Annotated in this window: 20 protein-coding genes and 1 tRNA gene; 2 read left to right on the top strand and 19 right to left on the bottom strand. The window is 61.7% G+C overall.

Features of this window, described 5'->3' with window-relative positions; translation table 11 throughout:
* Positions 1–4 precede the first annotated feature (4 nt).
* From E4P00_RS24345 to leuC, 15 genes are all read right to left on the bottom strand, one after another.
* On the bottom strand, positions 5–1,216 hold the full coding sequence (locus E4P00_RS24345) for an O-succinylhomoserine sulfhydrylase (RefSeq protein WP_122734599.1): 1,212 nt from the start codon (positions 1,214–1,216) through the stop codon (positions 5–7).
* 65 nt (positions 1,217–1,281) lie between these two features.
* Positions 1,282–2,787: an amidophosphoribosyltransferase gene (gene purF, locus E4P00_RS24350; protein WP_003192537.1), complete on the bottom strand. Its 1,506-nt coding sequence runs from the start codon at positions 2,785–2,787 to the stop codon at positions 1,282–1,284.
* 41 nt (positions 2,788–2,828) lie between these two features.
* Positions 2,829–3,386, bottom strand: a complete 558-nt coding sequence (locus E4P00_RS24355; RefSeq protein WP_005789751.1) for a CvpA family protein — start codon at positions 3,384–3,386, stop codon at positions 2,829–2,831.
* A 249-nt stretch (positions 3,387–3,635) separates the two neighbouring features.
* Entirely contained in the window at positions 3,636–4,292 is a 657-nt protein-coding gene (locus tag E4P00_RS24360; protein ID WP_032880251.1) for an SPOR domain-containing protein, read from the bottom strand.
* Positions 4,276–5,583: a bifunctional tetrahydrofolate synthase/dihydrofolate synthase gene (folC, locus tag E4P00_RS24365; protein WP_248133207.1), complete on the bottom strand. Its 1,308-nt coding sequence runs from the start codon at positions 5,581–5,583 to the stop codon at positions 4,276–4,278. The genes E4P00_RS24360 and folC overlap by 17 nt, the downstream gene beginning before the upstream one ends.
* Entirely contained in the window at positions 5,580–6,500 is a 921-nt protein-coding gene (gene accD, locus E4P00_RS24370) for an acetyl-CoA carboxylase, carboxyltransferase subunit beta (RefSeq protein WP_005789754.1), read from the bottom strand. The genes folC and accD overlap by 4 nt, the downstream gene beginning before the upstream one ends.
* A 244-nt stretch (positions 6,501–6,744) precedes the next feature.
* Entirely contained in the window at positions 6,745–7,377 is a 633-nt protein-coding gene (locus tag E4P00_RS24375) for a phosphoribosylanthranilate isomerase (protein ID WP_005789755.1), read from the bottom strand.
* A 63-nt stretch (positions 7,378–7,440) separates the two neighbouring features.
* Complete coding sequence (gene truA, locus E4P00_RS24380; RefSeq protein ID WP_005789756.1) at positions 7,441–8,265, bottom strand: tRNA pseudouridine(38-40) synthase TruA; 825 nt, start codon at positions 8,263–8,265, stop codon at positions 7,441–7,443.
* Between the two features lie 183 nt (positions 8,266–8,448).
* Complete coding sequence (locus E4P00_RS24385; protein ID WP_248133208.1) at positions 8,449–10,956, bottom strand: FimV/HubP family polar landmark protein; 2,508 nt, start codon at positions 10,954–10,956, stop codon at positions 8,449–8,451.
* A gap of 161 nt (positions 10,957–11,117) precedes the next feature.
* Positions 11,118–12,128 carry an aspartate-semialdehyde dehydrogenase gene (locus tag E4P00_RS24390; RefSeq protein ID WP_103733783.1) on the bottom strand — a complete coding sequence of 337 codons (1,011 nt, stop codon included), beginning with the start codon at positions 12,126–12,128 and terminating at the stop codon, positions 11,118–11,120.
* Positions 12,129–12,380: 252 nt separating this feature from the next.
* Entirely contained in the window at positions 12,381–13,493 is a 1,113-nt protein-coding gene (gene asd, locus E4P00_RS24395; RefSeq protein WP_005789767.1) for an aspartate-semialdehyde dehydrogenase, read from the bottom strand.
* A gap of 64 nt (positions 13,494–13,557) precedes the next feature.
* The gene (leuB, locus tag E4P00_RS24400; RefSeq protein ID WP_248133209.1) at positions 13,558–14,640 is read right to left on the bottom strand and encodes a 3-isopropylmalate dehydrogenase; all 1,083 of its coding nucleotides are present in this window, start codon (positions 14,638–14,640) and stop codon (positions 13,558–13,560) included.
* 53 nt (positions 14,641–14,693) lie between these two features.
* Complete coding sequence (locus tag E4P00_RS24405; protein ID WP_078821854.1) at positions 14,694–15,458, bottom strand: class I SAM-dependent methyltransferase; 765 nt, start codon at positions 15,456–15,458, stop codon at positions 14,694–14,696.
* Between the two features lie 137 nt (positions 15,459–15,595).
* On the bottom strand, positions 15,596–16,240 hold the full coding sequence (gene leuD, locus E4P00_RS24410; RefSeq protein WP_003192559.1) for a 3-isopropylmalate dehydratase small subunit: 645 nt from the start codon (positions 16,238–16,240) through the stop codon (positions 15,596–15,598).
* 10 nt (positions 16,241–16,250) lie between these two features.
* Positions 16,251–17,669 carry a 3-isopropylmalate dehydratase large subunit gene (gene leuC / locus E4P00_RS24415; protein WP_005789773.1) on the bottom strand — a complete coding sequence of 473 codons (1,419 nt, stop codon included), beginning with the start codon at positions 17,667–17,669 and terminating at the stop codon, positions 16,251–16,253.
* Positions 17,670–17,809: 140 nt separating this feature from the next.
* Here leuC and E4P00_RS24420 point away from each other — a divergent pair, with 140 nt between their 5' ends.
* Both E4P00_RS24420 and E4P00_RS24425 read left to right on the top strand, forming a co-directional pair.
* Complete coding sequence (locus E4P00_RS24420) at positions 17,810–18,700, top strand: LysR family transcriptional regulator (RefSeq protein WP_005789775.1); 891 nt, start codon at positions 17,810–17,812, stop codon at positions 18,698–18,700.
* Positions 18,701–18,766: 66 nt separating this feature from the next.
* Positions 18,767–22,087: an EAL domain-containing protein gene (locus E4P00_RS24425; protein ID WP_248128644.1), complete on the top strand. Its 3,321-nt coding sequence runs from the start codon at positions 18,767–18,769 to the stop codon at positions 22,085–22,087.
* On the opposite strand, the gene E4P00_RS24430 is transcribed toward E4P00_RS24425, so the two are convergent.
* From E4P00_RS24430 to E4P00_RS24445, 4 genes are all read right to left on the bottom strand, one after another.
* On the bottom strand, positions 22,026–23,006 hold the full coding sequence (locus tag E4P00_RS24430) for a tRNA-dihydrouridine synthase (protein WP_005789777.1): 981 nt from the start codon (positions 23,004–23,006) through the stop codon (positions 22,026–22,028). The genes E4P00_RS24425 and E4P00_RS24430 overlap by 62 nt on opposite strands.
* Before the next feature lie 55 nt (positions 23,007–23,061).
* Positions 23,062–23,496: a thioesterase family protein gene (locus E4P00_RS24435; RefSeq protein ID WP_032880241.1), complete on the bottom strand. Its 435-nt coding sequence runs from the start codon at positions 23,494–23,496 to the stop codon at positions 23,062–23,064.
* Positions 23,497–23,583: 87 nt separating this feature from the next.
* Positions 23,584–24,123 carry a TetR/AcrR family transcriptional regulator gene (locus tag E4P00_RS24440; RefSeq protein ID WP_005789779.1) on the bottom strand — a complete coding sequence of 180 codons (540 nt, stop codon included), beginning with the start codon at positions 24,121–24,123 and terminating at the stop codon, positions 23,584–23,586.
* A 182-nt stretch (positions 24,124–24,305) separates the two neighbouring features.
* Positions 24,306–24,381: transfer RNA gene (locus E4P00_RS24445), tRNA-Glu, on the bottom strand.
* Positions 24,382–24,508 lie beyond the last annotated feature (127 nt).

Raw genomic sequence — 24,508 nt, forward strand, 5'->3', positions numbered from 1 at the left:
TCGATCACAAGGCCGCCAGCCCGCGGGCCAGGTCTGCCTGCAAGTCTGCTACATCTTCCAGGCCCACCGCGATACGGATCAGGCTGTCACGGATACCGGCCGCTTCACGCTCCTGCGGCGCCAGGCGCCCATGAGAGGTGGTGCTCGGGTGAGTGATGGTGGTCTTGCTGTCACCCAGGTTGGCGGTAATGGAGATCAAGCGCGTCGCATCGATAAAGCGCCAGGCGCCGTCTTTGCCGCCCTTGACTTCGAAACTCACCACCGCACCAAAACCACGCTGCTGGCGCTGGGCCAAGGCGTGTTGCGGGTGGCTCTTGAGGCCAGCGTAGTGCACCTTCTCGATACCATCCTGCTGCTCCAGCCACTCGGCCAGGGCCTGGGCGTTGGCGCAATGGGCTTTCATGCGCAGGCTGAGGGTTTCCAGGCCCTTGAGGAAGATCCAGGCGTTGAACGGGCTCAGGGTCGGGCCGGCGGTACGCAGGAAGCCCACCACTTCCTTCATCTGCTCGCTGCGCCCAGCCACCACGCCGCCCATGCAACGGCCCTGGCCGTCGATGAACTTGGTTGCCGAGTGCACCACGATGTCCGCACCCAGCTTCAGCGGTTGCTGCAAGGCCGGGGTGCAGAAGCAGTTATCCACCACCAGCATCGCACCCTTGGCGTGGGCGACTTCGGACAGCGCAGCGATGTCGACCAACTCGGCCAGCGGGTTCGACGGCGATTCGACGAACAGCAGCCTGGTATTGGCCTTGATCGCCGCATCCCAGCCGGACAAATCCGCCAGGGGCACGTAATCCACTTCGATACCGAAGCGCTTGAAGTACTTCTCGAACAGGCTGATGGTCGAGCCGAACACGCTGCGCGACACCAGCACATGGTCGCCAGCGCTGCACAGGCTCATCACCACCGCCAGGATGGCCGCCATGCCGGTCGCGGTCGCCACAGCCTGCTCAGCGCCCTCCAGGGCCGCGATACGCTCTTCGAACGCGCGCACGGTCGGGTTGGTGTAGCGCGAGTACACGTTGCCCGGCACCTCACCGGAAAAACGCGCCGCAGCGTCGGCCGCCGTGCGGAACACATAGCTTGAGGTGAAGAACATCGGGTCACCGTGCTCCCCTTCCGGGGTGCGGTGCTGGCCGGCGCGCACAGCCAGGGTATCGAAAGCTACGCCATCGAGGTCGCTGTCCAACCGACCGGCATCCCATTCCTGACTCATGCTGCGACTCCTTACTCAATACGTTATTTAAGATACAAAACCGGCCCCTCAGGGCCGGTATCTACTCAGTTGTTGTACAGGTCGATGATCGCGCTGACCGCCTGGGTCTTGATCTTGGACGAGTCGTTACGCGCCTGCTCGATCTTGTTCAGATAAGCCTCGTCGACATCTCCGGTCACGTACTTGCCGTCGAACACGGCGCAGTCGAACTGCTCGATCTTGATCTTGCCCCCGCCAACCGCTTCGATCAGGTCCGGCAGGTCCTGGTAGATCAGCCAGTCGGCGCCGATCAGGTCGGCCACGTCCTGGGTCGAACGATTATGCGCAATCAGCTCATGGGCGCTCGGCATGTCGATACCGTACACGTTCGGGTAACGCACCGCAGGCGCCGCAGAACAGAAGTACACGTTCTTCGCCCCGGCTTCGCGGGCCATCTGGATGATCTGCTTGCAGGTGGTGCCGCGTACGATGGAGTCGTCCACCAGCATCACGTTCTTGCCGCGGAACTCAAGCTCGATGGCGTTGAGCTTCTGACGCACCGATTTCTTGCGCGCAGCCTGGCCGGGCATGATGAACGTACGGCCGATGTAGCGGTTCTTGACGAAGCCTTCGCGGAACTTGACGCCCAGGTGGTTGGCCAGCTCCAGCGCAGCGGTACGACTGGTGTCCGGAATCGGGATAACCACATCGATGTCGTGCTCTGGACGCTCGCGCAGGATCTTCTCGGCCAGCTTCTCGCCCATGCGCAGACGCGCCTTGTAGACCGACACACCGTCGATGATCGAGTCGGGACGCGCCAGGTAGACGTGTTCGAAGATGCACGGGGTCAGCTTCGGCGCAACGGCGCACTGGCGGGTGTGCAGCTTGCCGTCTTCGGTGATGTAGACAGCCTCGCCCGGCGCCAGATCGCGGATCAGGGTGAAGCCCAGTACATCCAGGGACACGCTTTCGGACGCGATCATGTACTCGACGCCTTCGTCGGTGTGACGCTGGCCGAACACAATCGGGCGGATGCCGTGGGGGTCGCGGAAACCGACGATGCCGTACCCGGTGATCATCGCCACCACGGCATAACCACCGACGCAACGGTTGTGCACGTCGATCACGGCAGCAAACACGTCTTCTTCGGTCGGCTGCAACTTGCCGCGCTGGGCCAGTTCGTGGGCGAACACGTTGAGCAGCACTTCCGAGTCGGAACTGGTGTTGACGTGGCGCAGGTCAGATTCGTAGATCTCCTTGGCCAGCTGTTCAACGTTGGTCAGGTTACCGTTGTGCGCCAGGGTGATGCCGTAAGGCGAGTTGACGTAGAACGGTTGAGCTTCGGCCGAAGTCGAACTACCGGCAGTCGGGTAACGCACATGGCCAATGCCCATGTGCCCGACGAGGCGCTGCATGTGACGCTGATGGAACACGTCACGCACCAGGCCATTGTCCTTGCGCAGGAATAACCGGCCGTCGTGGCTGGTCACAATACCGGCAGCGTCCTGGCCGCGGTGCTGGAGGACGGTTAGCGCGTCATACAGCGCCTGATTGACGTTCGACTTACCGACGATACCGACGATGCCACACATGCGACGCAACCCCTACTTAATGAATCTTGACTGAACACAGCTTACTGAGGCGTTTGCGCCGGCAAGAGGTGTTCCTTGAACGGAAGATCAGCGGGTACGCTGATTCCGCTGGCCAGCCACTGACTGCTCCACCCCAATATGAGGTTCTTGGACCAATCTGCAACCAATAGAAATTTTGGCACGAGTACAGACTCCTGCCACCACGAATCCTGCTGTACCGGCCCCAGGCTCAACAGCCCGACCGCCACAACCACCAGCAACGCGCCACGCGCGGCGCCGAAGGCCATGCCGAGAAATCGATCGGTCCCGGAGAGGCCGGTGACACGTATCAATTCGCCAATAAGATAATTGACCATTGCCCCCACCAGCAGCGTGGCGATGAACATGATGGCGCAGCCCGCGATGACGCGAGCCGAAGGTGTCTCTATGTACCCGGCCAGGTAGACCGACAGTGAACCACCGAACATCCAGGCTACGACTCCTGCGATGATCCAGGTCAGCAACGACAGTGCTTCTTTTACGAAGCCGCGGCTCAGACTGATCAAAGCGGAGATGGCGACGATTGCAACGATCGCCCAATCAACCCAGGTAAATGGCACAGTGCAGCCTACGTACGGATAAGGCGGCGCATTTTAGCAGAGCGCCGGGCTATCGGTAAGCGGTGATTGCGGCTGCTTTGCAAATCAATAGATTGGGCGGTGTGAACGCCATTTCAAGCCCACCATAAACCAATGTGGGAGGGGGCTTGCTCCCGATTGAAGTGTGTCAGTATCAGATGTACTGACTGACCCACCGCTATCGGGAGCAAGCCCCCTCCCACACTTAGATTGCGTTAATGCCTGCTTGAATCAGCCGCGCTCTGGCTGGAAGCGCACCACAAACCCATTGAGGTTCTGCTGGCGGCCCAGCAAATCGCGCAGGCGATCAGCCTCCGCGCGCTCGATCAGCGGCCCGACAAACACACGATTCTTGCCATCGGCACTGCGGATATAGGCGTTATAACCCTGGGCACGCAGCTTTTTCTGCAAGGCGTCGGCACTTTCGCGATTGGCCAGGCTGGCGAGCTGGATCGACCAACTGATCGGCAGGCCATTGGGATCAATGCGGCTCTGGCCCACATCCGGTTTACCCGGCGCAGCAGGCTGCGGCGCCACAGGCTTGGGCGTTGGCGCCGGTGCAGGCGGTTTGGCAGCGACAGCCGGTGCCGGCGTCGGCTTGACCACCGGCACACTTGGCTGCACCGGCATCGAAGGAGCCGGTTGCGTGGCGACCTCCTCCTCGACAGGTACAGGTTCTTCCGGCAACGCCTGAGGCTCGGGCACCACCACCGGCTCGACCTGAACCTGGGGCACCACCGGCGCCTGGGGCGCAGCGGGCGCCTCAACCACCACCTGGCGCTGCTCATCCTGGCGGGAAAACAGCATCGGCAGGAAAATCACCGCCAACGCCACCAATACCAGGGCTCCAACCATTCGCTGCTTGTATGCGCTATCCAGTAATGCCATGTGCAGCTTCCTCCGTGGAGCGCCGGGCCAGCCATTCGAGCGCCTCGGCAACACAATAAAATGATCCGAACAACAGGATTTCGTCCTCTGCCGTAGCCACCGCACACTGCGCTTCAAGGGCGGCAGTGATGCTTGCATACGACGTCACGGGCGCGCCAAGGTTCTGCAAGGCGGTCTGCAGCTCAACCGCCGGCCGGCTGCGCGGCGTATCCAGCGGCGCAACAGCCCAAGACTGAACACTGCCAAGCAACGGCGCAACCACCCCATCCAGATCCTTGTCGGCCAACAGCCCGAACACCGCCAGGCGACGGCCGGCCGGTGGCGTGCGCGCCAGGCGCTGCGCCAAATAGTGAGCCGCATGGGGGTTGTGCCCCACATCCAGCAACAGGTTCAGGCGCTTGCCTTGCCAGTCGAGCACCCGACGATCCAGGCGCCCCACCACTTTCGTCGCCCGCAGGGTTGCGCCGATCTGCTCGGCATTCCACGGCAGATCCAGCAGCAAATAGGCTTGCAGCGCGAGCGCAGCGTTTTCCATCGGCAGGTTCAGCAGCGGCAAATCAAGCAGCTCGACCACCTTGCCACGGGCATCACGCCCGCGCCATTGCCAATGGGTCGCACCGATATCGAGATTGAATTCACGGCCGCGCAGGTAGAACGGGCAATCCAGCTCGCGCACCTTGTCCAGCAAAGGTTGCGGCGGATCCACGTCGCCACACAGCGCCGGCCTGCCCTGGCGGAAAATCCCGGCCTTTTCATAGGACACGGACTCGCGGGTATTGCCCAGGTAGTCGGCATGATCAACACCGATGCTGGTGACCAGCGCCAGGTCGGCATCCACCACGTTGACCGTATCCAGGCGCCCGCCGAGGCCGACTTCCAGTACGACCACATCCAGTTGCGCACGCTCAAACAGCCAGAACGCCGCCAGGGTGCCCATCTCGAAATAGGTCAGGGAAATATCGCCACGCCCGGCATCCAGGGCAGCGAAGGCTGCGCACAACTGCTCGTCCGTGGCTTCGACGCCATTGAGCTGTACCCGCTCGTTGTAGCGCAGCAGGTGCGGCGAGCTGTACACGCCGACCTTCAGGCCCTGGGCCTGCAACAGCGCCGCGACAAAGGCACAGGTGGAGCCCTTGCCATTGGTGCCGGTCACCGTGATCACACGCGGTGCCGGCTGGCCCAACCCGAGGCGGGCCGCTACCTGTTGCGAGCGCTCCAGGCCCATGTCGATGGCGGACGGATGCAACTGCTCAAGGTAGGCGAGCCATTCGCCCAGGGTACGTTGGGTCATAGGTTTGCAGGCACCGGCGGCACGACGATTGGCTCGACTTTAGGCGCGACGTACACAGGCGTCGGCAGGCCCATCATTTGCGCCAGCAGGTTACCCAGACGTGGACGCAGTTCGCCACGCGGGATGATCAGGTCGATAGCACCGTGCTCCAACAGGAACTCGCTGCGCTGGAAGCCTTCCGGCAGCTTCTCGCGCACGGTTTGCTCGATCACACGCGGGCCGGCAAAACCGATCAGCGCCTTGGGCTCGCCGACGATCACATCGCCGAGCATCGCCAGGCTGGCGGAAACGCCGCCGTAGACCGGGTCGGTCAGTACCGAGATGAACGGAATGCCTTCTTCGCGCAGACGCGCCAGTACCGCCGAGGTCTTGGCCATTTGCATCAGGGAGATCAGCGCTTCCTGCATACGCGCACCACCGGAGGCGGCGAAGCAGATCATCGGGCAACGGTTTTCCAGGGCGTAGTTGGCCGCACGCACAAAGCGCTCACCGACGATGGCGCCCATGGAACCGCCCATGAAGGAAAACTCGAAGGCCGAGACCACCACCGGCATGCCCAGCAGCTTGCCGCTGACCGAGATCAGCGCGTCCTTCTCGCCGGTCTGCTTCTGCGCACCGACCAGACGGTCCTTGTACTTCTTGCTGTCGCGGAACTTGAGACGGTCGACCGGCTCCAGGTCAGCGCCCAGTTCGTTGCGGCCATCGGCATCCAGGAAGATGTCGATGCGCGCGCGCGCGCCGATACGCATGTGGTGATTGCACTTGGGGCAAACATCCAGGGTCTTTTCCAGCTCCGGGCGGTACAGCACCGCGTCGCAGGACGGGCACTTGTGCCACAGACCTTCAGGAACCGAGCTTTTCTTCACCTCGGAACGCATGATCGAAGGGATCAGTTTGTCTACTAACCAGTTGCTCATGCTTTCTTTCTCCAGTACCGGTGGCTTGAACACAGCCCCGCGTATGCCCTTGAGCTAAATTCATATGTGGCGATGATGCCTGCGGGACGGGGTCAGACGTTGGACCTGCCATTTCCCGCCTGCATCCTCAGCCTTCCAGACAACCTGCCAGCGCAGGGTTGCCACTTCATTTCCGGGCCACCCACAGGCGGCGCCGGGCTGTTTTACACAGTGGTAGTTATGGACGGCGGCAGACTGCCAGCCGTCACATCCCGCCACTGCTGTTGCGCACGGCCTGCATGAATGCGCGAATCCTGTTGTGATCCTTGATGCCCTTGCCCTGCTCCACCCCACCGCTGACGTCCACGGCATACGGCCGCACCTGCTCGATGGCAGCGCCGACGTTCGCAGGGTTGAGCCCACCGGCCAGGATGATCGGCTTGCTCAACCCTTCGGGAATCAGCGACCAATCGAACGCCTCACCCGTACCACCCGGTACGCCTTCGACGTAGGTGTCGAGCAGGATCCCGCGAGCGCCGATATACGCGGCACACGCCGCGGCGATATCGTCGCCCGTCTTGACCCGCAACGCCTTGATGTACGGGCGCTGATAACTTTCACACTCATCAGGCGTTTCATCGCCGTGGAACTGCAGCATGTCCAGCGGCACCGCATCCAGGGTTTCATTGAGTTCGCAGCGACTGGCGTTGACGAACAAGCCCACGGTGGTCACGAAAGGCGGCAGCGCCGCAATGATGGCCCGCGCCTGCAGCACATTCACCGCGCGCGGACTTTTGGCATAAAACACCAGACCGATGGCATCGGCCCCTGCCTCGACTGCCGCCAGCGCGTCTTCTATGCGGGTAATCCCGCAAATCTTGCTGCGAACGGCTGACATGTCGTAGGAACCTCAGGGTTGGACCGAGAAAGTCCCGGATGTTAACAAAAGCTTTTCCGGGCGTCAGCCGCCAAGTTCACTGAAACCTGTGAGGAAGTGTGGCCCGATAAAGCGTTCCGGCAACTGGAACTCGTCGCGGTACTCCACATCCACCAAATACAGGCCAAATGGGTGCGCCGTGACGCCGCCCGTGCGACGAATGCGGCTTTCCAGCACTTCCCTGGCCCACTCAACCGGGCGCTCGCCGGTGCCGATGGTCATCAGCACGCCGGCAATGTTGCGCACCATGTGATGCAGGAACGCTCCGGCGCGAATATCCAGCACGATCATCTTGCCGTGGCGAGTGACCCGCAGGTGGTGAACTTCCTTGATCGGCGACTTGGCCTGGCACTGGCCGGCGCGGAAGGCGCTGAAGTCATGCACGCCCACCAGGTGCTGCGCGGCCTCGGCCATGCGCTCGGCATCCAGTGGGCGGTGGTTCCAGGTAATTTCTTCATTGAGATGCGCGGGCCGGATCTGATCGTTGTAGATCACGTAGCGGTAACGCCGGGCGATGGCCTTGAAGCGTGCATGAAAATGCGCCGGCATGACCTTGGCCCAGCTCACACTCACGTCGTGGGGCAAATTGATATTCGCCCCCATCACCCAGGCCTTCATCGACCGCTCGGCCTGGGTGTCGAAGTGCACCACCTGGCCACACGCGTGTACGCCAGCGTCGGTACGCCCGGCGCACATCAGCGACACCGGCGAGTCAGCGACTTTGGACAGGGCGTTTTCGAGGGTTTCCTGCACCGTCAGCACGCCGGAGGCCTGACGCTGCCAGCCGCGATAGCGCGAGCCTTTGTATTCCACGCCCAGGGCGATGCGGTAAAAGCCGGCGGCCGCCATTTCGGCGGCCGCGTTATCTATATTTGCCAAGAACTGAGAGCCTGATGAGTTGCGCAAAGGCGGGCATTATAAAGGCGTCGGATGCCTGACGGGCGTTTTGTTATGGATCGATGCCAAACAAATGTGGGAGGGAGCATGTCGAATCGTCGCACCGCCCCTCCCACACTGTTATAGCGCCTGGCTTTAGATTCGGCCGAGCATTTCCTTGGCTTCGCCACGCTGGTCTTCGTTGCCTTCGACCAAGACTTCATCAAGGATGTCTTTAGCGCCATCGGCATCACCCATGTCGATGTAAGCCTGGGCCAGGTCGAGCTTGGTAGCGACTTCATCCGTGCCTGAGAGGAAATCGAAATCCGGTTCATCATCACCGCCCAGCGCGGCATCCTCGGCCGTGAAGGTCGGCTCGATCGGCGGGTGCTCCAGGCTCTGGGACAATCGGTCCAACTCGGCATTGACGTCGTCCAGTTCCGAGGCAAACGCATCGGGCTTGGCTGCCGGGGCCGTCGGCTCATCAGCCAGGGACAGGTCAAAGTCTTCCGGCAACTCGAATTCGTCCAGCGCGGCAGGTGTCAGGGTGGGCGGCTCGACAGGCGGCACGTCCTTCATCTGCTCCTCAAGTCCCGAGAGGAAGTCGTCATCGGATTTCGACGCTGGCGGATCCAGTTGCAGGTCCAGATCAAAGTCCGAGAGATCCTGCGCATCGGCCTTGGCCTCAGTCTGTTGTTGCAGCAGCGCTTCAAAGGTTTGCTGGTCCCGGGCGATCTCGGCCGGCGAGGCAGCTTCCAGCTCATCCAGGCTAAGGTCAAAATCGTTGTCGAAGGTGTCCGCCGGCTCAGGCGCGGCCGGCTTGTCATCGAGCAAATCCTTGACGTACTGCGCATCGAGAGCCGCAGCAGCCACGGCGGCGCTGACGCCCGCTGCCAGCACGGCCATGGCCGGGAAGCGGCTCTTGAGCTGCTCGACCTGGGCGTGGTTCTCACCGTTGGCGACCAATTGGCGCTCCTGGGTGACGAAGCCGTCCTTGTCGTTCTGCAGGCCGTAGACTTCCATCAGCTTCAAACGCAGGTCGCTGCGCTTGGGCTCATGCTTGATGGCTTGTTCAAGCACATCAGCCGCCTGGTTCAGGTGGCCGCGGTCGATATGGGACTGGGCCTGAGCCAATGCATCGCTGGAATTCTCCTGGGCAACAGCGACGGCCAGGGGTGCGAGCACGGAAGCGACAGTCGGCACGACAACCGGCTCAGCCACCGGGGCAGGCGCTGGCGCGGCGCCCAGCTTGACGCTCGGCGGCGGCACTTCAAGGCCTTCAAAACTGTCGGGCGGCAGGTCCTGGTCAATATTGGGTGTGAACTCAGGCTCTTCGGCCAGCGCCCGCGCCATGCGCAGATGCTTTTCCTCTTCGCGGCGGGCATTGCGATGGCGCGCCCACAGCAACAGAAGCAGCAGCACCACCAGGATGCCTGCCCCGCCAATGATGCCGAGGATAATAGGGTTGGTCAGCAAGTCATTGAACTTGCCTTCGGTGGTAGCAGGTGCCGCGACCGGCTTGGGCGGTTCAGCGGCGGGTGCAGGGGTTGCAACGGGCGCCGCAGGCTCTGCTGCGGGCTCACCTGCCAGCTGCGCAGGGATTGCAGCCGTAGCCGGCTCACCGTTTTGCGCCTGCAAGCGAGCCAACTGGTCATTCTTCAACTGAATCAGCTTTTGCAACTTGTCCAACTGGCTTTGCAAGTCGGCGGCGCGGCTCTTCAGTTCTTCGTTATCGCGGCGGGTGGTGTCCAGCTCTTCCTGGGTCATCGCCAGCTTGTCGCTCAATGCGCGGTTATCACCGGCCTTGCCCTTCGTACCTTGCTTGGCGGCTTCGGCCGAGACCAGGCTCAAGTTGTCCCTGGCCTGGGTGCTCGTCGGCGCATTGCCGGCCTGGGTACGCTTGGTCGCATCCAACTGCGCCTTGCCGGCCACTTGGCCCTTGGGGGTACGACGGCCCTGACGCCATGCGGCGTTCTGCGCGCTGACTTCGGCGATCGCTTGAGGCTGCGCCAGCGCCGTACTTTGCGTGACATCTGGCAGGCGCAGGACCTGGCCGGTTTTCAGGCGGTTGATATTGCCATCGATAAAAGCGTCAGGGTTGAGCGCCTGGATCGCCAGCATCGTCTGCTGGACCGAGGCGCCGTTACGATTCTTCGCGGCGATTTCCCACAAGGTGTCGCGGGACGTGGTGGTGTGCTGGGCGGGCGTGCCGGCGGCAGGTGCGGTACTGGCCGGCGCGCTGGCAGTCGGTGCCGGCTGGTCGAACTTGGCCGGGTCGAGCAGTACGCTGTAGTCACGCATCAAACGGCCATTGGGCCATTGCACCTGCAGCAGGAAGCGCACATAGGAATCGGGCAGCGGCTTGCTGGAGGTCACGCGCACCACGCTGCGACCTTCGGGGTTGATCACCGGGGTGAACGTCAGGTCATCGAGAAACGCCTGGCGGTCAACGCCCGCATCCACGAAGGCCTGGGCAGAAGCCAGGCTCGGAGTGATCTCGGCCGCCGTGAGGCCGCCCACATCACGCAATTCGATTTCCACCGACAGCGGCTGGTTCAACTTCGACTTGAGGGTCATCTCCCCAAGTTGCAGCGCCTGCGCCATACCGGAGGACAGCGCCGAGGCGGCCGCTATTGCTAACACCAGTTTGCGAACTTGAACCATAGCCTCATCCTTTGTTTGAACGCTCCCCGCCCTGCGAGAAGGTTGGTAACCGCTGCCATAAGGCATGGCGAGCCGATAGGTCACCGACGCGCTTGTGTTTCACTTGGGACCAAGCATAGCGCCTGGCTAGAATCAATCTACAAATTGCCGCCAAGTATCTTTTACACAAGGCCTTTTATCAACAACTGCGCCAGCTCCACAGCGTTCAGGGCCGAGCCCTTGCGTACGTTATCTGACGTCAACCACAGATTTAGTTCCGCGGGGTCGTCGACACCTGCACGTACGCGTCCTACGTAAACCACATCCTGGCCGACCGCATCGCCTACAGCCGTTGGGTAATCGCCCTCCTCAACCAGCTCGATACCCGGCGCAGCATCGAGTGCACGGTTGACTGCGGCCAGATCGACCGGCGCGGCCAATTGCAACGACACTGTCAGGCTATCGCCGAAAAACACGGGGGCTTGAACGCAGGTTGCGGAAATCTTTAGCAAAGGTGTTTCCAGCACGGCACGCAGCTCGTGTACGAGGCGTTTCTCCAAGGCTGTATGACCTTGGGCGTCTGGCGTACCGACTTGAGCCAGCAAGTTGAACGCCATTTGCCGATCGAAGAACTTCGGCTCCAGTGGACGCACGTTCAATAACTCAGCGGTCTGCCGCGCCAACTCGCTGACGGCCTCCCGGCCCTGGGCAGAGACCGCCAGGTTGGCGGTGACATTCACGCGCTGGATGTCCACCAAACCCCGCAACGGCGCGAGCACTACCGCCAGGTAGGTGGCAGACGGGCTTGGGCTGGCGAGCTGGAAAGGCTTTTTCAAACCGTTCAACACCTGGGCGTTGGCCTGCGGCACCACTGGCGGCGCCTGTTCGGCAGGCAATGCACCGGACAAGTCGATCACCGAACAGCCAGCGGCTGTGGCGCGCGGGGCGAAACTCAGGGTCACCGCCGGGCCTGCTGCGAAGAACGCCAACTGCGCCTTGCTGAAATCGAACTCGTCGACCTCTTTGACCCGCACGTTCTTGCCACGAAACGGCACCGAAGCCCCCGCCGAGTTGCTGCCCGCCAGCAAATACAGTGTGCCTACCGGGAAATCCAGTTCTTCGAGGATCTGCACCAGCGTTTCACCCACGGTGCCGGTGGCACCGATTACGGCGATTTCAAAGGTCTGGGTCATGGGGGCTGCCTCGGGCATTGCAGGGGGGAGCGGCACTTTACCGGGTGGCTGGGGGTGAGGCAATTAGCCTGGGCCTTGTGGTGTGGCTGATGGCGCTATCGCAAGCAAGCCCCCTCCCACACTTGCCCTCCATTTCAAGGTTGGAACTGGGTTGAATGTGGGAGGGGGCTTGCTCCCGATAGCGCCCGACAGAACAATAAAAAACCCCGCGCCTGTCACCAGAGCGCGGGGTTCTTCAATGCAAGAAAGCGATCAACGCTCCAGCAAAATCCGCAACATGCGACGCAGCGGTTCAGCCGCGCCCCACAGCAGCTGGTCGCCGACGGTGAACGCACCGAGGAACTGGCTACCCATGTTCAGCTTGCGCAGACGGCCCACCGGTACATTCAGGGTGCCGGTGACCTTGGTCGGGCTCAGCTCCTGCATGCTGATATCGCGGTTGTTCGGCACCAGCTTGACCCAAGGGTTGTGCTGGCTGATCAAGCCTTCGATATCGGCGATCGGCACGTCTTTGTTCAGCTTGATGGTCAACGCCTGGCTATGGCAACGCATGGCGCCAATGCGCACGCAGATGCCGTCCACCGGAATCGGGTTCTTGAAGCGACCGAGGATCTTGTTGGTCTCGGCCTGAGCCTTCCACTCCTCGCGGCTCTGACCGTTGGGCAGTTCCTTGTCGATCCACGGGATCAAGCTACCGGCCAATGGCACGCCGAAGTTCTCGGTCGGGTAGGCGTCGCTGCGCATGGCTTCGGCCACACGACGGTCGATGTCGAGAATCGCGCTGGCCGGGTCGGCCAGTTGATCGGCGACAGCGGCATGGGTCGCGCCCATCTGCTTGATCAGCTCGCGCATGTTCTGCGCACCGGCACCGGAAGCAGCCTGATAGGTCATGGCACTCATCCACTCGACCAGGCCGGCTTCGAACAGGCCACCCAGCCCCATCAGCATCAGGCTGACGGTGCAGTTGCCGCCCACGTAGTTCTTGGTGCCGGCATCCAGTTGCTGGTCGATGACCTTACGGTTGACCGGATCAAGGATGATCACCGCGTCATCCTGCATACGCAGGCTGGAAGCGGCGTCGATCCAGTAACCCTGCCAGCCGGCTTCGCGCAGCTTGGGGAAGACTTCGCTGGTGTAGTCGCCACCCTGGCACGTCAGGATCACGTCGAGGGTCTTCAACTCTTCAATGCTGTAGGCGTCCTTGAGCGGGGCAATATCCTTGCCCACGGACGGCCCTTGGCCACCTACGTTCGAAGTGGTGAAAAACACCGGCTCAATAAGATCGAAATCCTGCTCTTCCAGCATCCGCTGCATGAGCACGGAACCGACCATACCGCGCCAACCGATCAGACCTACACGTTTCATCGCAACTACACCTTGTTAAAAAGTGGGCCGCCTTGCAGCAACAACTGCAAGCGGGCCCGAGAGATTACAGATTCCGCAGCGCGGCGACTACTGCGTCGCCCATTTCTTGCGTTCCGACCCTGGTGCAGCCCTGGGACCAGATGTCCCCGGTGCGCAAGCCCTGGTCCAGTACCAGGCTGACGGCTTTCTCGATCGCGTCGGCCGCTTCACTCAGGTTGAAGGTGTAACGCAGCATCATCGACACCGACAAAATGGTCGCCAGCGGGTTGGCAATGCCCTGGCCTGCGATGTCCGGCGCCGAACCGTGACACGGCTCGTACATGCCCTTGTTGTTGGTGTCCAGGGACGCCGACGGCAACATGCCGATGGAACCTGTGAGCATGGACGCCTGGTCGGACAGGATGTCGCCGAACAGGTTGTCGGTGACGATCACGTCGAACTGCTTGGGCGCACGCACCAGTTGCATCGCGGCGTTGTCGACGTACATGTGGCTCAGTTCGACGTCCGGGTAATCCTTGGCCACTTCCTCAACGATTTCGCGCCACAGTTGGCTGGAGGCCAGCACGTTGGCTTTATCCACCGAGCACACCTTTTTGCCACGCACACGGGCCATATCGAAACCGACCCGGGCAATACGGCGGATTTCGCTCTCGCTGTACGGCAGGGTGTCGTAGGCCTGGCGCTCGCCATTTTCCAACTCGCGCACGCCCCGTGGCGAGCCGAAGTAGATACCGCCGGTCAGCTCACGCACGATCAGGATATCCAGGCCCGCCACCACTTCCGGCTTGAGGCTTGAGGCATCGGCGAGTTGCGGGGAGAGGATCGCCGGGCGCAGATTGCCGAACAGGCCCAGTTGCGCGCGGATTTTCAACAGGCCGCGCTCCGGGCGGATGTCACGCTCGATCTTGTCCCACTTCGGGCCGCCCACGGCGCCGAGCAACACGGCGTCGGCCGCCCGGGCACGGTCCAGGGTTTCGTCAGCCAGGGGCACGCCGTGTTTGTCGATAGCGGCGCCGCCGATCACGTCGTGGCTCAGCTCGAAGCCCAGGCTGTACTTGGCGTTTGCAAGCTCCAGCACCTTGACCGCTTCGGCCATGATTTCCGGACCAATACCGTCGCCAGGGAGAATCAGAATCTGCTTGCTCATGGGTTCCTCATTTCATCAAGCGACCCGCCCGTGGGCAGGTCGGGAAAAATCAATCAACGCTGGGCAAAGACCACCAGCACGTCGGTGCTGAAGGTGCCGTCGGCCTGAATTTCGTAATAATCGCGCACTTCCTGGCCCATCGCCCTTTGCAGCTCAAGGATTGCCGCACGCAGCACCTCTGGCGTGCGCATGCGCTCGACCCACGAGGTGTACTCCAGGCGCAGGCGCTGGCGCAGACTGTTACGCACATGCAGACCGGACTCGCTGAGTTGCTGCATCCACTCGGCGGCGGCGTAATCTCGCACGTGGCTGGTGTCGCGCAGCACTTCGACGGTTTGCAGGTAAGTGTCCAGCAATGGGCTACCCGGTGACAAGACATCCACAAACGCCGCCACCCCGCCCGGCTTGAGCACGCGGCGCACTTCCCGCAGGGCCAGGCCCAGGTCACTCCAGTGGTGGGCCGAATAACGGCTGAACACGAAGTCGAACTCGCCATCGGCGAACGGCAGACGCTCGGCGGCGCCGTGGACGGTGCGGATATTGTGCAGGCCGCGATCTTTCGCGGCGGCGGTGACCACGTCGAGCATCTGCCGGGACAGGTCATAGGCCACCACTTCTTTAACCAGAGGCGCCACCTGGAAACTCACATGACCGGCACCGCAACCCAGGTCCAGCAGCCGTGCAGCGCCCTGCCCGGCCAGCTCGGCCTGCAGCAGCGCAAACTCGGTGCCCTGGGCGTGCACGGCACTGCTCAGGTAGGCCGCAGCCTGTTCGCCGAATTGTTTTTGCACGACTTGGGTGTGGGCGGTGGTAGTCATGGGCTTTCCTCAATGGACCTTGTGGTGTTTGTTCTGGCCCTATCGGGAGCAAGCCCCCTCCCACATGTTGATATGCGAACGCATTCAAATGTGGGAGGGGGCTTGCTCCCGATGGCGGCGGTCCTGCCTACCGCAAATCAGGCATCGCGAAACAACCAAGGCTGGCTCGCCCGATGTTTGGCTTCAAACGCCGCAATCGCATCGCCGTCCTGCAAGGTCAGGCCGATATCGTCCAGGCCGTTGATCAGGCAGTGCTTGCGAAACGCATCCACTTCAAAGTGATAGACCTTGCCGTCCGGACGGGTGACGGTCTGCGCGGCCAGGTCCACGGTCAACTGATAGCCCACATTCGCTTCCACTTGCTGGAACAGCTCATCCACTTCGGCATCGCTCAAGATGATCGGCAACAGGCCGTTCTTGAAGCTGTTGTTGAAGAAGATGTCGGCATAGCTGGGCGCGATGATGCTGCGAAAGCCGTACTCTTCCAGGGCCCACGGCGCGTGTTCACGGCTGGAGCCGCAACCGAAGTTTTCCCGGGCCAGCAACACACTGGCACCCTGATAGCGCTCGGCATTGAGCACAAAGTCTTTGTTCAGCGGGCGCTTGGAGTTGTCCTGGTAGGCGTAGCCCACATCCAGATAGCGCCACTCATCGAACAGGTTGGGGCCAAAACCGGTGCGCTTGATCGACTTCAAGAACTGCTTGGGGATGATCTGGTCAGTGTCCACGTTGGCACGGTCCAACGGCGCTACAAGACCTGTGTGCTGGGTAAAAGCTCTCATCGGGTATTCCTCAGATCAATTCGCGAACGTCGATGAAACGACCGTTGACGGCAGCGGCGGCGGCCATGGCCGGGCTGACCAGGTGGGTGCGGCCACCGGCGCCCTGACGCCCTTCAAAGTTACGGTTGGAGGTGGACGCGCAATGCTCGCCCGACTCCAAACGGTCCGGGTTCATCGCCAGGCACATCGAACAGCCTGGTTCACGCCATTCAAAACCGGCTTCGAGGAAGATCTTGTCCAGGCCTTCAGCTTCGGCTTGCGCCTTCACCAGGCCGGAACCCGGTACCACAATAGCTTGCTTGATGGTCGAGGCAACCTTGCGGCCCTTGGCGATCACCGCCGCGGCGCGCAGGTCTTCGATCCGCGAGTTGGTGCAGGAGCCAATGAACACGCGATCCAACTGGATGTCGGTGATCGCCTGGTTGGCTTTCAAGCCCATGTACTTCAAGGCACGCTCGATGGAGCCGCGCTTGACCAGGTCGGCCTCTTTGGCCGGGTCCGGCACGTTCTGGTCAACGGCCAGGACCATTTCGGGCGAAGTGCCCCAGCTGACTTGCGGCTTGATCTGCGCAGCGTCGAGTTCGACCACGGTGTCGAACACCGCATCGGCGTCGGACACCAGGTCTTTCCAGGCTTCGACGGCGGCGTCCCAATCGGCGCCTTGCGGGGCAAACGGGCGACCTTTGACGTACTCCACGGTTTTCTCATCCGCCGCCACCATGCCCACACGGGCACCGGCCTCGATGGACATGTTGCAGATGGTCATGCGCCCTTCGATGGACAAGTCGCGAATGGCGCTGCCGGCGAATTCGATGGCGTGGCCGTTACCGCCGGCGGTGCCGATCTTGCCGATCACGGCGAGCACGATGTCCTTGGCGGTCACGCCAAACGGCAATTGGCCTTCGACGCGTACCAGCATGTTCTTCATTTTCTTGGCGACCAGGCACTGGGTGGCGAACACATGTTCCACCTCGGAGGTGCCGATGCCATGGGCCAGGGCGCCGAACGCACCGTGGGTAGAGGTGTGGGAGTCGCCGCAGACCACGGTCATGCCCGGCAAGGTCGCACCCTGCTCCGGCCCGATCACATGGACGATGCCCTGGCGCACGTCATTCATCTTGAATTCGGTGATGCCGTATTCGTCGCAATAGTCGTCGAGGGTTTGCACCTGCAAACGCGAAACCTGGTCGGCAATGGCCTCGATACCGCCCTTGCGCTCAGGAGTGGTCGGCACGTTGTGGTCCGGCGTGGCGATGATGGAGTCGACGCGCCAAGGCTTGCGCCCGGCCAGTCGCAGGCCTTCGAACGCTTGGGGCGAGGTCACTTCATGGATGATGTGACGGTCGATATAGATCAGCGACGATCCATCATCGCGACGTTTCACTTCATGGGAATCCCAAAGCTTGTCGTAAAGCGTTTTGCCGGCCATCAGTCGGTCCTCATCAGCGGTGTTTCTATACGCCGGGCTTTTCAATAACCCTTTGGCTTGTGAGGCTGATGGTATGGCGCTACATTAAATAACTCAAATTCATATTTTTTATACTTTGGATTACCAACTGGAATAGCACCATGGATCTGGCCAACCTCAATGCTTTTATCGCCATCGCCGAGACCGGCAGCTTCTCGGGGGCCGGCGAACGCCTGCACCTGACGCAGCCCGCCATCAGCAAACGCATCGCGGGCCTGGAGCAGCAATTGAAAGTGCGCTTGTTTGATCGCTTGGGCCGTGAAGTCGGCTTGACCGAAGCCGGCAGGGCCTTGCTGCCGCGCGCTTATCAAATCCTCAACGTGCTGGACGACACCCGCCGCGCCCTGACCAACCTTACAGGGGAAGTCAGCGGGCGCCTCACTCTGGCCACCAGTCACCATATAGGCCTGCACCGCCTGCCACCGATCCTGCGCACCTTCACACGGCAATACCCAAACGTGGCACTGGATATTCAGTTCTTGGATTCAGAAGTGGCCTACGAAGAAATACTCCATGGTCGCGCCGAAGTGGCGGTAATCACCCTGGCGCCCGAGCCCCACCATCTGGTGCGCGCCTCGCCGGTATGGGATGACCCGCTGGACTTTGTGGTAGCGCCGGAACACAGCCTGATCAGCAACGGCTCCATCAGCCTGGCCGATATCGCCAGGCACCCGGCGGTGTTTCCCGGCGGCAACACCTTTACGCACCATATTGTCAGCCGCCTGTTCGAAGCCCAGGGGCTTGCGCCAAATATTGCGATGAGCACCAACTACCTGGAAACCATCAAGATGATGGTGTCCATAGGCCTGGCCTGGAGCGTGTTGCCGCGCACCATGCTCGATGATCAAGTGGCAAGTATCGCTTTGCCGGGCATACAACTCAGTCGCCAGCTAGGCTATATCGTGCATACAGAAAGGACGCTATCGAACGCTGCGCGGGCTTTCATGAGCCTGCTGGATGCACAGGTCGATCTGCCAGGGTTACCGGCATGACACTGTGCGGCCTCGGGTTTCAAAGAAAACCGCGCTGTCTTCTCACCGAGCCAAGGCCCATTGACAATGCGCAACCCCGGCGACCCCGTACCCCCCCTGCCCCGCATCTACGCCCTGGACCCCCAAGCGGCGGAGCAAAGCTGGGACAGTGCCCCGCAATTGCTGGCAGCCCTGAATGCCGCCCGGCTGGGCGCCTGGTGCTGGGAAATCGACACGGGAAGAATCAGTTGGTCACGGGGTACTCAAGCGTTATTCGGCTTTGACCCGCATCAACCCTTGCCCAAGGACCTCGACTACCTTGACTTGCTGGCCCCGCAAGACAGCGCACGGGTGGTGCGTGGTTTTCACGCGGTCCTGGCAGGAGAGCCGTTCGAACGGGCCATGCACCATCGCATCCAGTGGCCCGATGGCAGCCTGCACTGGCTGGAAATCAGCGGCAGCCTCGCGCCGGAAAAAGCCGGACGGCGCCGCATGATCGGAGTGATCCGCGAGATCACCCATCAGCGCGACCGCGAACACGCCCTCAGCCACTCCGAAAAGCGCTTCGCCACATTGTTCCATTTATGCCCGAACATGGTGCTACTGACCCGCCAGGCCGATGGCTTGATCAGCGAAGCCAACCAGTATTTCGAAATGCTGTTCGGCTGGCCGGTGGCCGATGCCATCGGCCGTACCACCCTGGAACTGGGCCTGTGGCGCCATCCGGAGCAGCGTGCACTGCTGGTCAAGGCCACCCAGCGCAAAGGCGAACCCATCACCATGGAGGTGCAGTTCTGCGCCAGCAACGGCCAGATCCACGACGGCACCCTCAGCGCCCAGAAGGTGGAACTGGACGGTGAGGCTTACCTGATCAGCACGTTCCTGGACACCACCGAACGCAAAAATGCCGAGCAAGCGCTCAAAGACAGCCAGGAGCGCCTCGACCTGGCCCTGGATTCCGCGCAACTGGGCACCTGGGATTGGCACATCCCCAGCGGTATGCTCTACGGCTCGGCCCGCGCCGCCCAACTGCACGGGCTCGAACCGGCGCCCTTTCATGAATCCTTCGATGCGTTTTTCGAAGGGATGTCCGACCAGGATCGCGAGGGTATGCGCAATGCCTACCGCAGCTTGCGTGAAGGCCCGGACGGCAACTACCAATTGACCTACCGCGTGCAGTTGGAGGACGGCAGCCCACGCTATCTGGAAAGCCGTGCGCGCCTGTACCGCGATGAAGCAGGCAAACCCCTACGCATGGCGGGCACCTTGCTGGATATCACCGACCAGGTCGAACGCGAGCAACGCCTCACCGCCTCCGAGGAAAAATTTGCCAGCCTGTTCCAGGCCAGCCCCGACCCTATCTGCGTGACCTGCCTGGAAAGCGGCGCCTTTATCGAGATCAACCCGGCGTTTACCCAGACCTTCGGCTGGACAGCCGCCGAAGTACTGGACAAAAGCGCCGAACAAATCGGCCTGTGGGACGACTCCAGCAAGCGCCTGCAACGCATCGAGCAGGTGATTCGCGAGCAGGCCCTGAGCAATGTGGCCATCGTGGTGCATCACAAGGACGGCCAAAGCCTGACCTGCGTCATCTCCAGCCGCTTGATCAAGGTCAGCGACCAGCCCTGCATCGTCACCACTCTTCGGGACATCACCCAGCAGCAACGCTCGGAAGCCGCCCTCAAGGCCAGTGAAGAGAAGTTCGCCAAGGCGTTTCACTCCAGCCCCGACGCGATTTCAATCACCGAACGCGACACCGGCCGTTATGTGGAGGTCAATGACGGTTTTTGCCGCCTGACCGGTTACCGCACCGAAGAAGCCATCGGCCTGACCCTGTACCAGATCGGCATCTGGGCCGATGAAAACCAGCGCGCGGCATTATTGGCCGAGTTGCAGATCAAGGGCCGCATCCATCATCTGGAAATGCTCTGGCACAACAAACGAGGCGAGGTGCTGGCGGTGGAGGTCTCGGTCGAGCCGATCACCCTGAACGAAACCCCCTGCCTGCTGCTGACCGCACGAGACGTCAGCCTGCTGAAAAACGCCCAGGCGCAGATCCGCCACCTGGCCTATCACGACCCGCTCACCAACCTGCCCAATCGCGCACTGCTGATGGACCGCCTGAGCCAGCAGATCGCCCTGCTCAAGCGCCACAACCTGCGCGGCGCCCTGCTGTTCCTCGACCTCGACCACTTCAAGCACATCAACGATTCCCTCGGCCACCCGGTGGGCGATACCGTGTTGAAAATCGTCACCGCACGCCTGGAAGCCAGCGTGCGCATGGAGGACACCGTGGCACGCCTGGGCGGCGATGAGTTTGTGGTGCTGCTCAGCGGTCTTGAGGGTAAGCGCCAGGAGGTCAGCGACCAGGTGCAAAGCGTGGCCGATACATTGCGTGAGTTGCTGTCGGAGCCGATGTTCCTTGACGGCCATCGTTTGCAGGTCACGCCCAGCATCGGCGTGGCGCTGATTCCCGACCACGGCACCACGCCAGCCGATTTGCTCAAGCGTGCCGACATCGCCCTGTATCGCGCCAAGGATTCAGGGCGCAATACCACGCAGATGTTTCACAACAGCATGCAAAAAACCGCCAGTGAGCGCCTGCGCATGGAGACCGACCTGCGCCTGGCCCTGTCACGCGGCGAGTTCAGCGTGCATTACCAGCCCCAGGTGGATGCGCGTGGCAACCGGATTGTGGGGGCCGAGGCCCTGGTGCGCTGGCAACATCCGCAACTGGGCGCGCAGTCGCCGACGGAATTTATCAAGGTATTGGAAGACAGCGGCCTGATCCTGGAAGTCGGCACCTGGATTCTCGATGAAGCCTGCGGCGCCTTTGCCCAGTTGATTGCCGACGGTCTGGTAGACCCGCTCAATTTCAGCCTGTGCGTGAATATCAGCCCGCGGCAGTTTCGCCAGAACGACTTTGTGGAACGGGTAGAACACAGCCTCAAGCAGCATCAACTGCCCTCCAGCCTGCTGAAACTGGAGATCACCGAAGGCATCGTGATCCAGAACCTGGACGATACCGTGGCGAAGATGCGTCGCCTGAAAAAGCTCGGCGTGAGCTTCGCAATGGATGACTTCGGCACCGGCTACTCATCCCTGACCTACCTCAAGCGCCTGCCCGTGGATGCATTGAAAATCGATCAGTCATTCGTACGCGATGCCACCCACGACCCTAATGACGCGGAGATCATCCGCGCCATCGTAGCCATGGCGCGCAGCTTGAACCTGGACGTGATCGCCGAGGGCGTGGAAACCCCGGAGCAACTGGCGTTCCTGCAAAAGCTGGGCTGCCATTTATTCCAGGGTTATCTGCACAGCCGTCCGTTGCCGATAGAAGGCTTCAGGCGGTTGCTGGAACAGGGTCGAGCGGGACCGGATGCTGCATGCCCAGCAGACGGCTGACGCATTGCAGGTCGGTCTCGCGGCGCAGCGCGGTGAACAGCTCCACCGCCTGCGGGTAGTTGCGCGTCAGCATCGCCAGCCATTGCTTCAAGCGGCCGGGTGCCTGTTTTTCAGTCAGTTGCGCCACCGACTGGCGCCAGAACTCCTGAAGCATCGGCTGCATCTGCGCCCAGGTCATCTCGACCACTTCCTCACCGGCCTTGGCCGCTACAATCTGCCTTGCCAGGTCAGGACGCGCCACCAGGCCACGGCCGAGCATGATGTCTTCGGCGCCACTGATTTCACGGCAACGCTTCCAATCTTCGACGCTCCAGATATCACCATTGGCAAATACCGGCACCTTGACCACGTCCTGCACCCGCGGGATCCACTCCCAGTGGGCCGGCGGCTTGTAGCCATCGGCTTTGGTGCGCGCGTGGACGACGATATGCGCAGCACCGCCCTCGGCCAACGCGGTGGCGCATACCAGCGCGCCATCCGGACTGTCGAAGCCCAGGCGCATCTTGGCGGTCACGGGAATGTGGGCGGGCACGGCACGGCGCACGTGCTCGACGATCTGGTTGAGCAGCTCCGGCTCCTTGAGCAGCACCGCGCCACCCCGGGACTTGTTGACGGTCTTGGCCGGGCAACCAAAGTTCAGGTCAATCACCTCAGACCCCAGCTCGCAGGCCAGGGCAGCGTTTTCGGCCAGGCACACCGGGTCGGAGCCGAGCAGTTGCACACGCAGCGGCACACCCGCAGCGGTATGGGCACCGTGCAGCAGTTCCGGCGCGAGCTTATGGAAATACGCAGGGGTGAGCAGGCGGTCGTTGACGCGAATAAATTCGGTCACACACCAATCGATACCGCCCACGTGGGTCAACACGTCCCGCAGGATGTTGTCGACCAACCCCTCCATGGGCGCCAAAGCAATTTGCATGGAAAACACTCAACAAAAATCGTGGCGCAGTTTACTGGGTTTCCGGCGGCGACCGTTAACCCCCCGTCAGGGCGGGACCGTAACCGTCAATAAACTCGGCAGGCATGCGCTTGGGTTTGCCGCTGGACAACTCGATGCACACAAAGGTGGTTTGCGCGCGCAGCAGCGTCGCGCCGTCGCGAGGGCGTACCAGCTGGAATCGACGGGTCATTTTCAGGCGCTGGTCCCAGTCGACGATCCAGGTGGCCAGTTGCAGCTCATCGCCTTCATAACCTGCCGCCAGATAATCGATCTCATGGCGTACGACCGCCATGGCACGGTCCAGGCGACGGTATTCGGTGAGGTCCAGACCCAGGCGCTGGGAGTGGCGCCAGGCGCAACGCTCCAGCCAGGACACGTACACCGCGTTGTTGGCGTGCCCCAGGCCGTCGATGTCTTCAGGCGCAACCTGCAGATCGATGATAAACGGCGTTGCCAAATCCCAGCCCATGCCTTGCTCCAGTCGATTGATGTCGGCGGGGCAGTGTATCAGGCGGTTTGCCGCTGCTGTAGACGGCGGCAGTCGAGGCGCGCCTCTTCAGCGCACCGCCGACTTGGCCGCTCGGATTACGCGGTCCGACAACTCACCCGGCCCCAGTGCGCGAGCCAATGTCAGGCCACCCACCATCAAGGCCATGTCCGCCAGCGCCTTGTCGATGTCTTCAGGGCTGTCGGCCAGCTGCGCAGTCATCAGCTCCACGTGCTCGCTCAAGACCTCGCGAAATGCGTCGGGCAAGCGACCCATCTCGCCAACTGTGGCCGGCAAGGGGCAGGCCTGGGAGGTTGAATCACGATGCTTGCGTGACAGATAGAAGGCCGCCACCAGCGCCCGACGCTCTTCGCCGGTGAGCTGCGTGTCCAGATCGTCGATAGAGGCCCGGCGCTGCGCCAGCAACTGGCTGAACGCCTCCAGCATCAACGCGTCCTTGCTTTCAAAGTGCGCGTAGAAACCACCGACGGTCAGCCCTGCCGCCCCCATGACCTCCCCCACACTCGGCTCAGCCGGGCCGCGCTGGATCAATGCCGCGCTGGCAGCCTGCAAAATACGTTCGCGGGTTTGCGCTTTTTTATCGCTCATCAAGGCCTCCGACTTTCATGGGTTGGATATTATTACCATAATAATATTGCGCAAGCGAAAGGTACGACCGCCGGTCAGAACAAAAAAATGGAATCAATCAAGAAAATGGCCGAACGCCAGACAAACAAAAGGGCCATTCAATAATTGAATGACCCTTAAAAATCCCGCAAAGCGGGTAATCGTGGCGTCCCCTAGGGGACTCGAACCCCTGTTACCGCCGTGAAAGGGCGGTGTCCTAGGCCACTAGACGAAGGGGACAAAACCTTCTGTACATCTGATCAGAGCTGAGACCTGATCAATTCAAGGACGGTGTGGCCGGAACCTTGAACCTGTAAATTGGTGGAGCTAAACGGGATCGAACCGTTGACCTCTTGCATGCCATGCA

Origin of the sequence: Pseudomonas sp. B329 (assembly GCF_023127835.1) — a bacterium.
Classification (GTDB): Bacteria; Pseudomonadota; Gammaproteobacteria; order Pseudomonadales; family Pseudomonadaceae; genus Aquipseudomonas; species Aquipseudomonas synxantha_A.

What these genes read in the sequence shown, in the direction of transcription:
- leuD (WP_003192559.1), bottom strand. Translation starts at nt 16,240, where the DNA reads ATGAGAGCTTTTACCCAGCACACAGGTCTTGTAGCGCCGTTGGACCGT.
- E4P00_RS24435 (WP_032880241.1), bottom strand. Translation starts at nt 23,496, where the DNA reads ATGGGCTGGGATTTGGCAACGCCGTTTATCATCGATCTGCAGGTTGCG.
- leuB (WP_248133209.1), bottom strand. Translation starts at nt 14,640, where the DNA reads ATGAGCAAGCAGATTCTGATTCTCCCTGGCGACGGTATTGGTCCGGAA.
- truA (WP_005789756.1), bottom strand. Translation starts at nt 8,265, where the DNA reads ATGGCGGCCGCCGGCTTTTACCGCATCGCCCTGGGCGTGGAATACAAA.
- E4P00_RS24430 (WP_005789777.1), bottom strand. Translation starts at nt 23,006, where the DNA reads ATGCAAATTGCTTTGGCGCCCATGGAGGGGTTGGTCGACAACATCCTG.
- E4P00_RS24425 (WP_248128644.1), top strand. Translation starts at nt 18,767, where the DNA reads ATGCGCAACCCCGGCGACCCCGTACCCCCCCTGCCCCGCATCTACGCC.
- leuC (WP_005789773.1), bottom strand. Translation starts at nt 17,669, where the DNA reads ATGGCCGGCAAAACGCTTTACGACAAGCTTTGGGATTCCCATGAAGTG.
- E4P00_RS24385 (WP_248133208.1), bottom strand. Translation starts at nt 10,956, where the DNA reads ATGGTTCAAGTTCGCAAACTGGTGTTAGCAATAGCGGCCGCCTCGGCG.
- folC (WP_248133207.1), bottom strand. Translation starts at nt 5,583, where the DNA reads ATGACCCAACGTACCCTGGGCGAATGGCTCGCCTACCTTGAGCAGTTG.
- E4P00_RS24440 (WP_005789779.1), bottom strand. Translation starts at nt 24,123, where the DNA reads ATGAGCGATAAAAAAGCGCAAACCCGCGAACGTATTTTGCAGGCTGCC.
- E4P00_RS24360 (WP_032880251.1), bottom strand. Translation starts at nt 4,292, where the DNA reads ATGGCATTACTGGATAGCGCATACAAGCAGCGAATGGTTGGAGCCCTG.
- asd (WP_005789767.1), bottom strand. Translation starts at nt 13,493, where the DNA reads ATGAAACGTGTAGGTCTGATCGGTTGGCGCGGTATGGTCGGTTCCGTG.
- purF (WP_003192537.1), bottom strand. Translation starts at nt 2,787, where the DNA reads ATGTGTGGCATCGTCGGTATCGTCGGTAAGTCGAACGTCAATCAGGCG.
- E4P00_RS24345 (WP_122734599.1), bottom strand. Translation starts at nt 1,216, where the DNA reads ATGAGTCAGGAATGGGATGCCGGTCGGTTGGACAGCGACCTCGATGGC.
- E4P00_RS24405 (WP_078821854.1), bottom strand. Translation starts at nt 15,458, where the DNA reads ATGACTACCACCGCCCACACCCAAGTCGTGCAAAAACAATTCGGCGAA.
- E4P00_RS24375 (WP_005789755.1), bottom strand. Translation starts at nt 7,377, where the DNA reads ATGTCAGCCGTTCGCAGCAAGATTTGCGGGATTACCCGCATAGAAGAC.
- E4P00_RS24390 (WP_103733783.1), bottom strand. Translation starts at nt 12,128, where the DNA reads ATGACCCAGACCTTTGAAATCGCCGTAATCGGTGCCACCGGCACCGTG.
- accD (WP_005789754.1), bottom strand. Translation starts at nt 6,500, where the DNA reads ATGAGCAACTGGTTAGTAGACAAACTGATCCCTTCGATCATGCGTTCC.
- E4P00_RS24420 (WP_005789775.1), top strand. Translation starts at nt 17,810, where the DNA reads ATGGATCTGGCCAACCTCAATGCTTTTATCGCCATCGCCGAGACCGGC.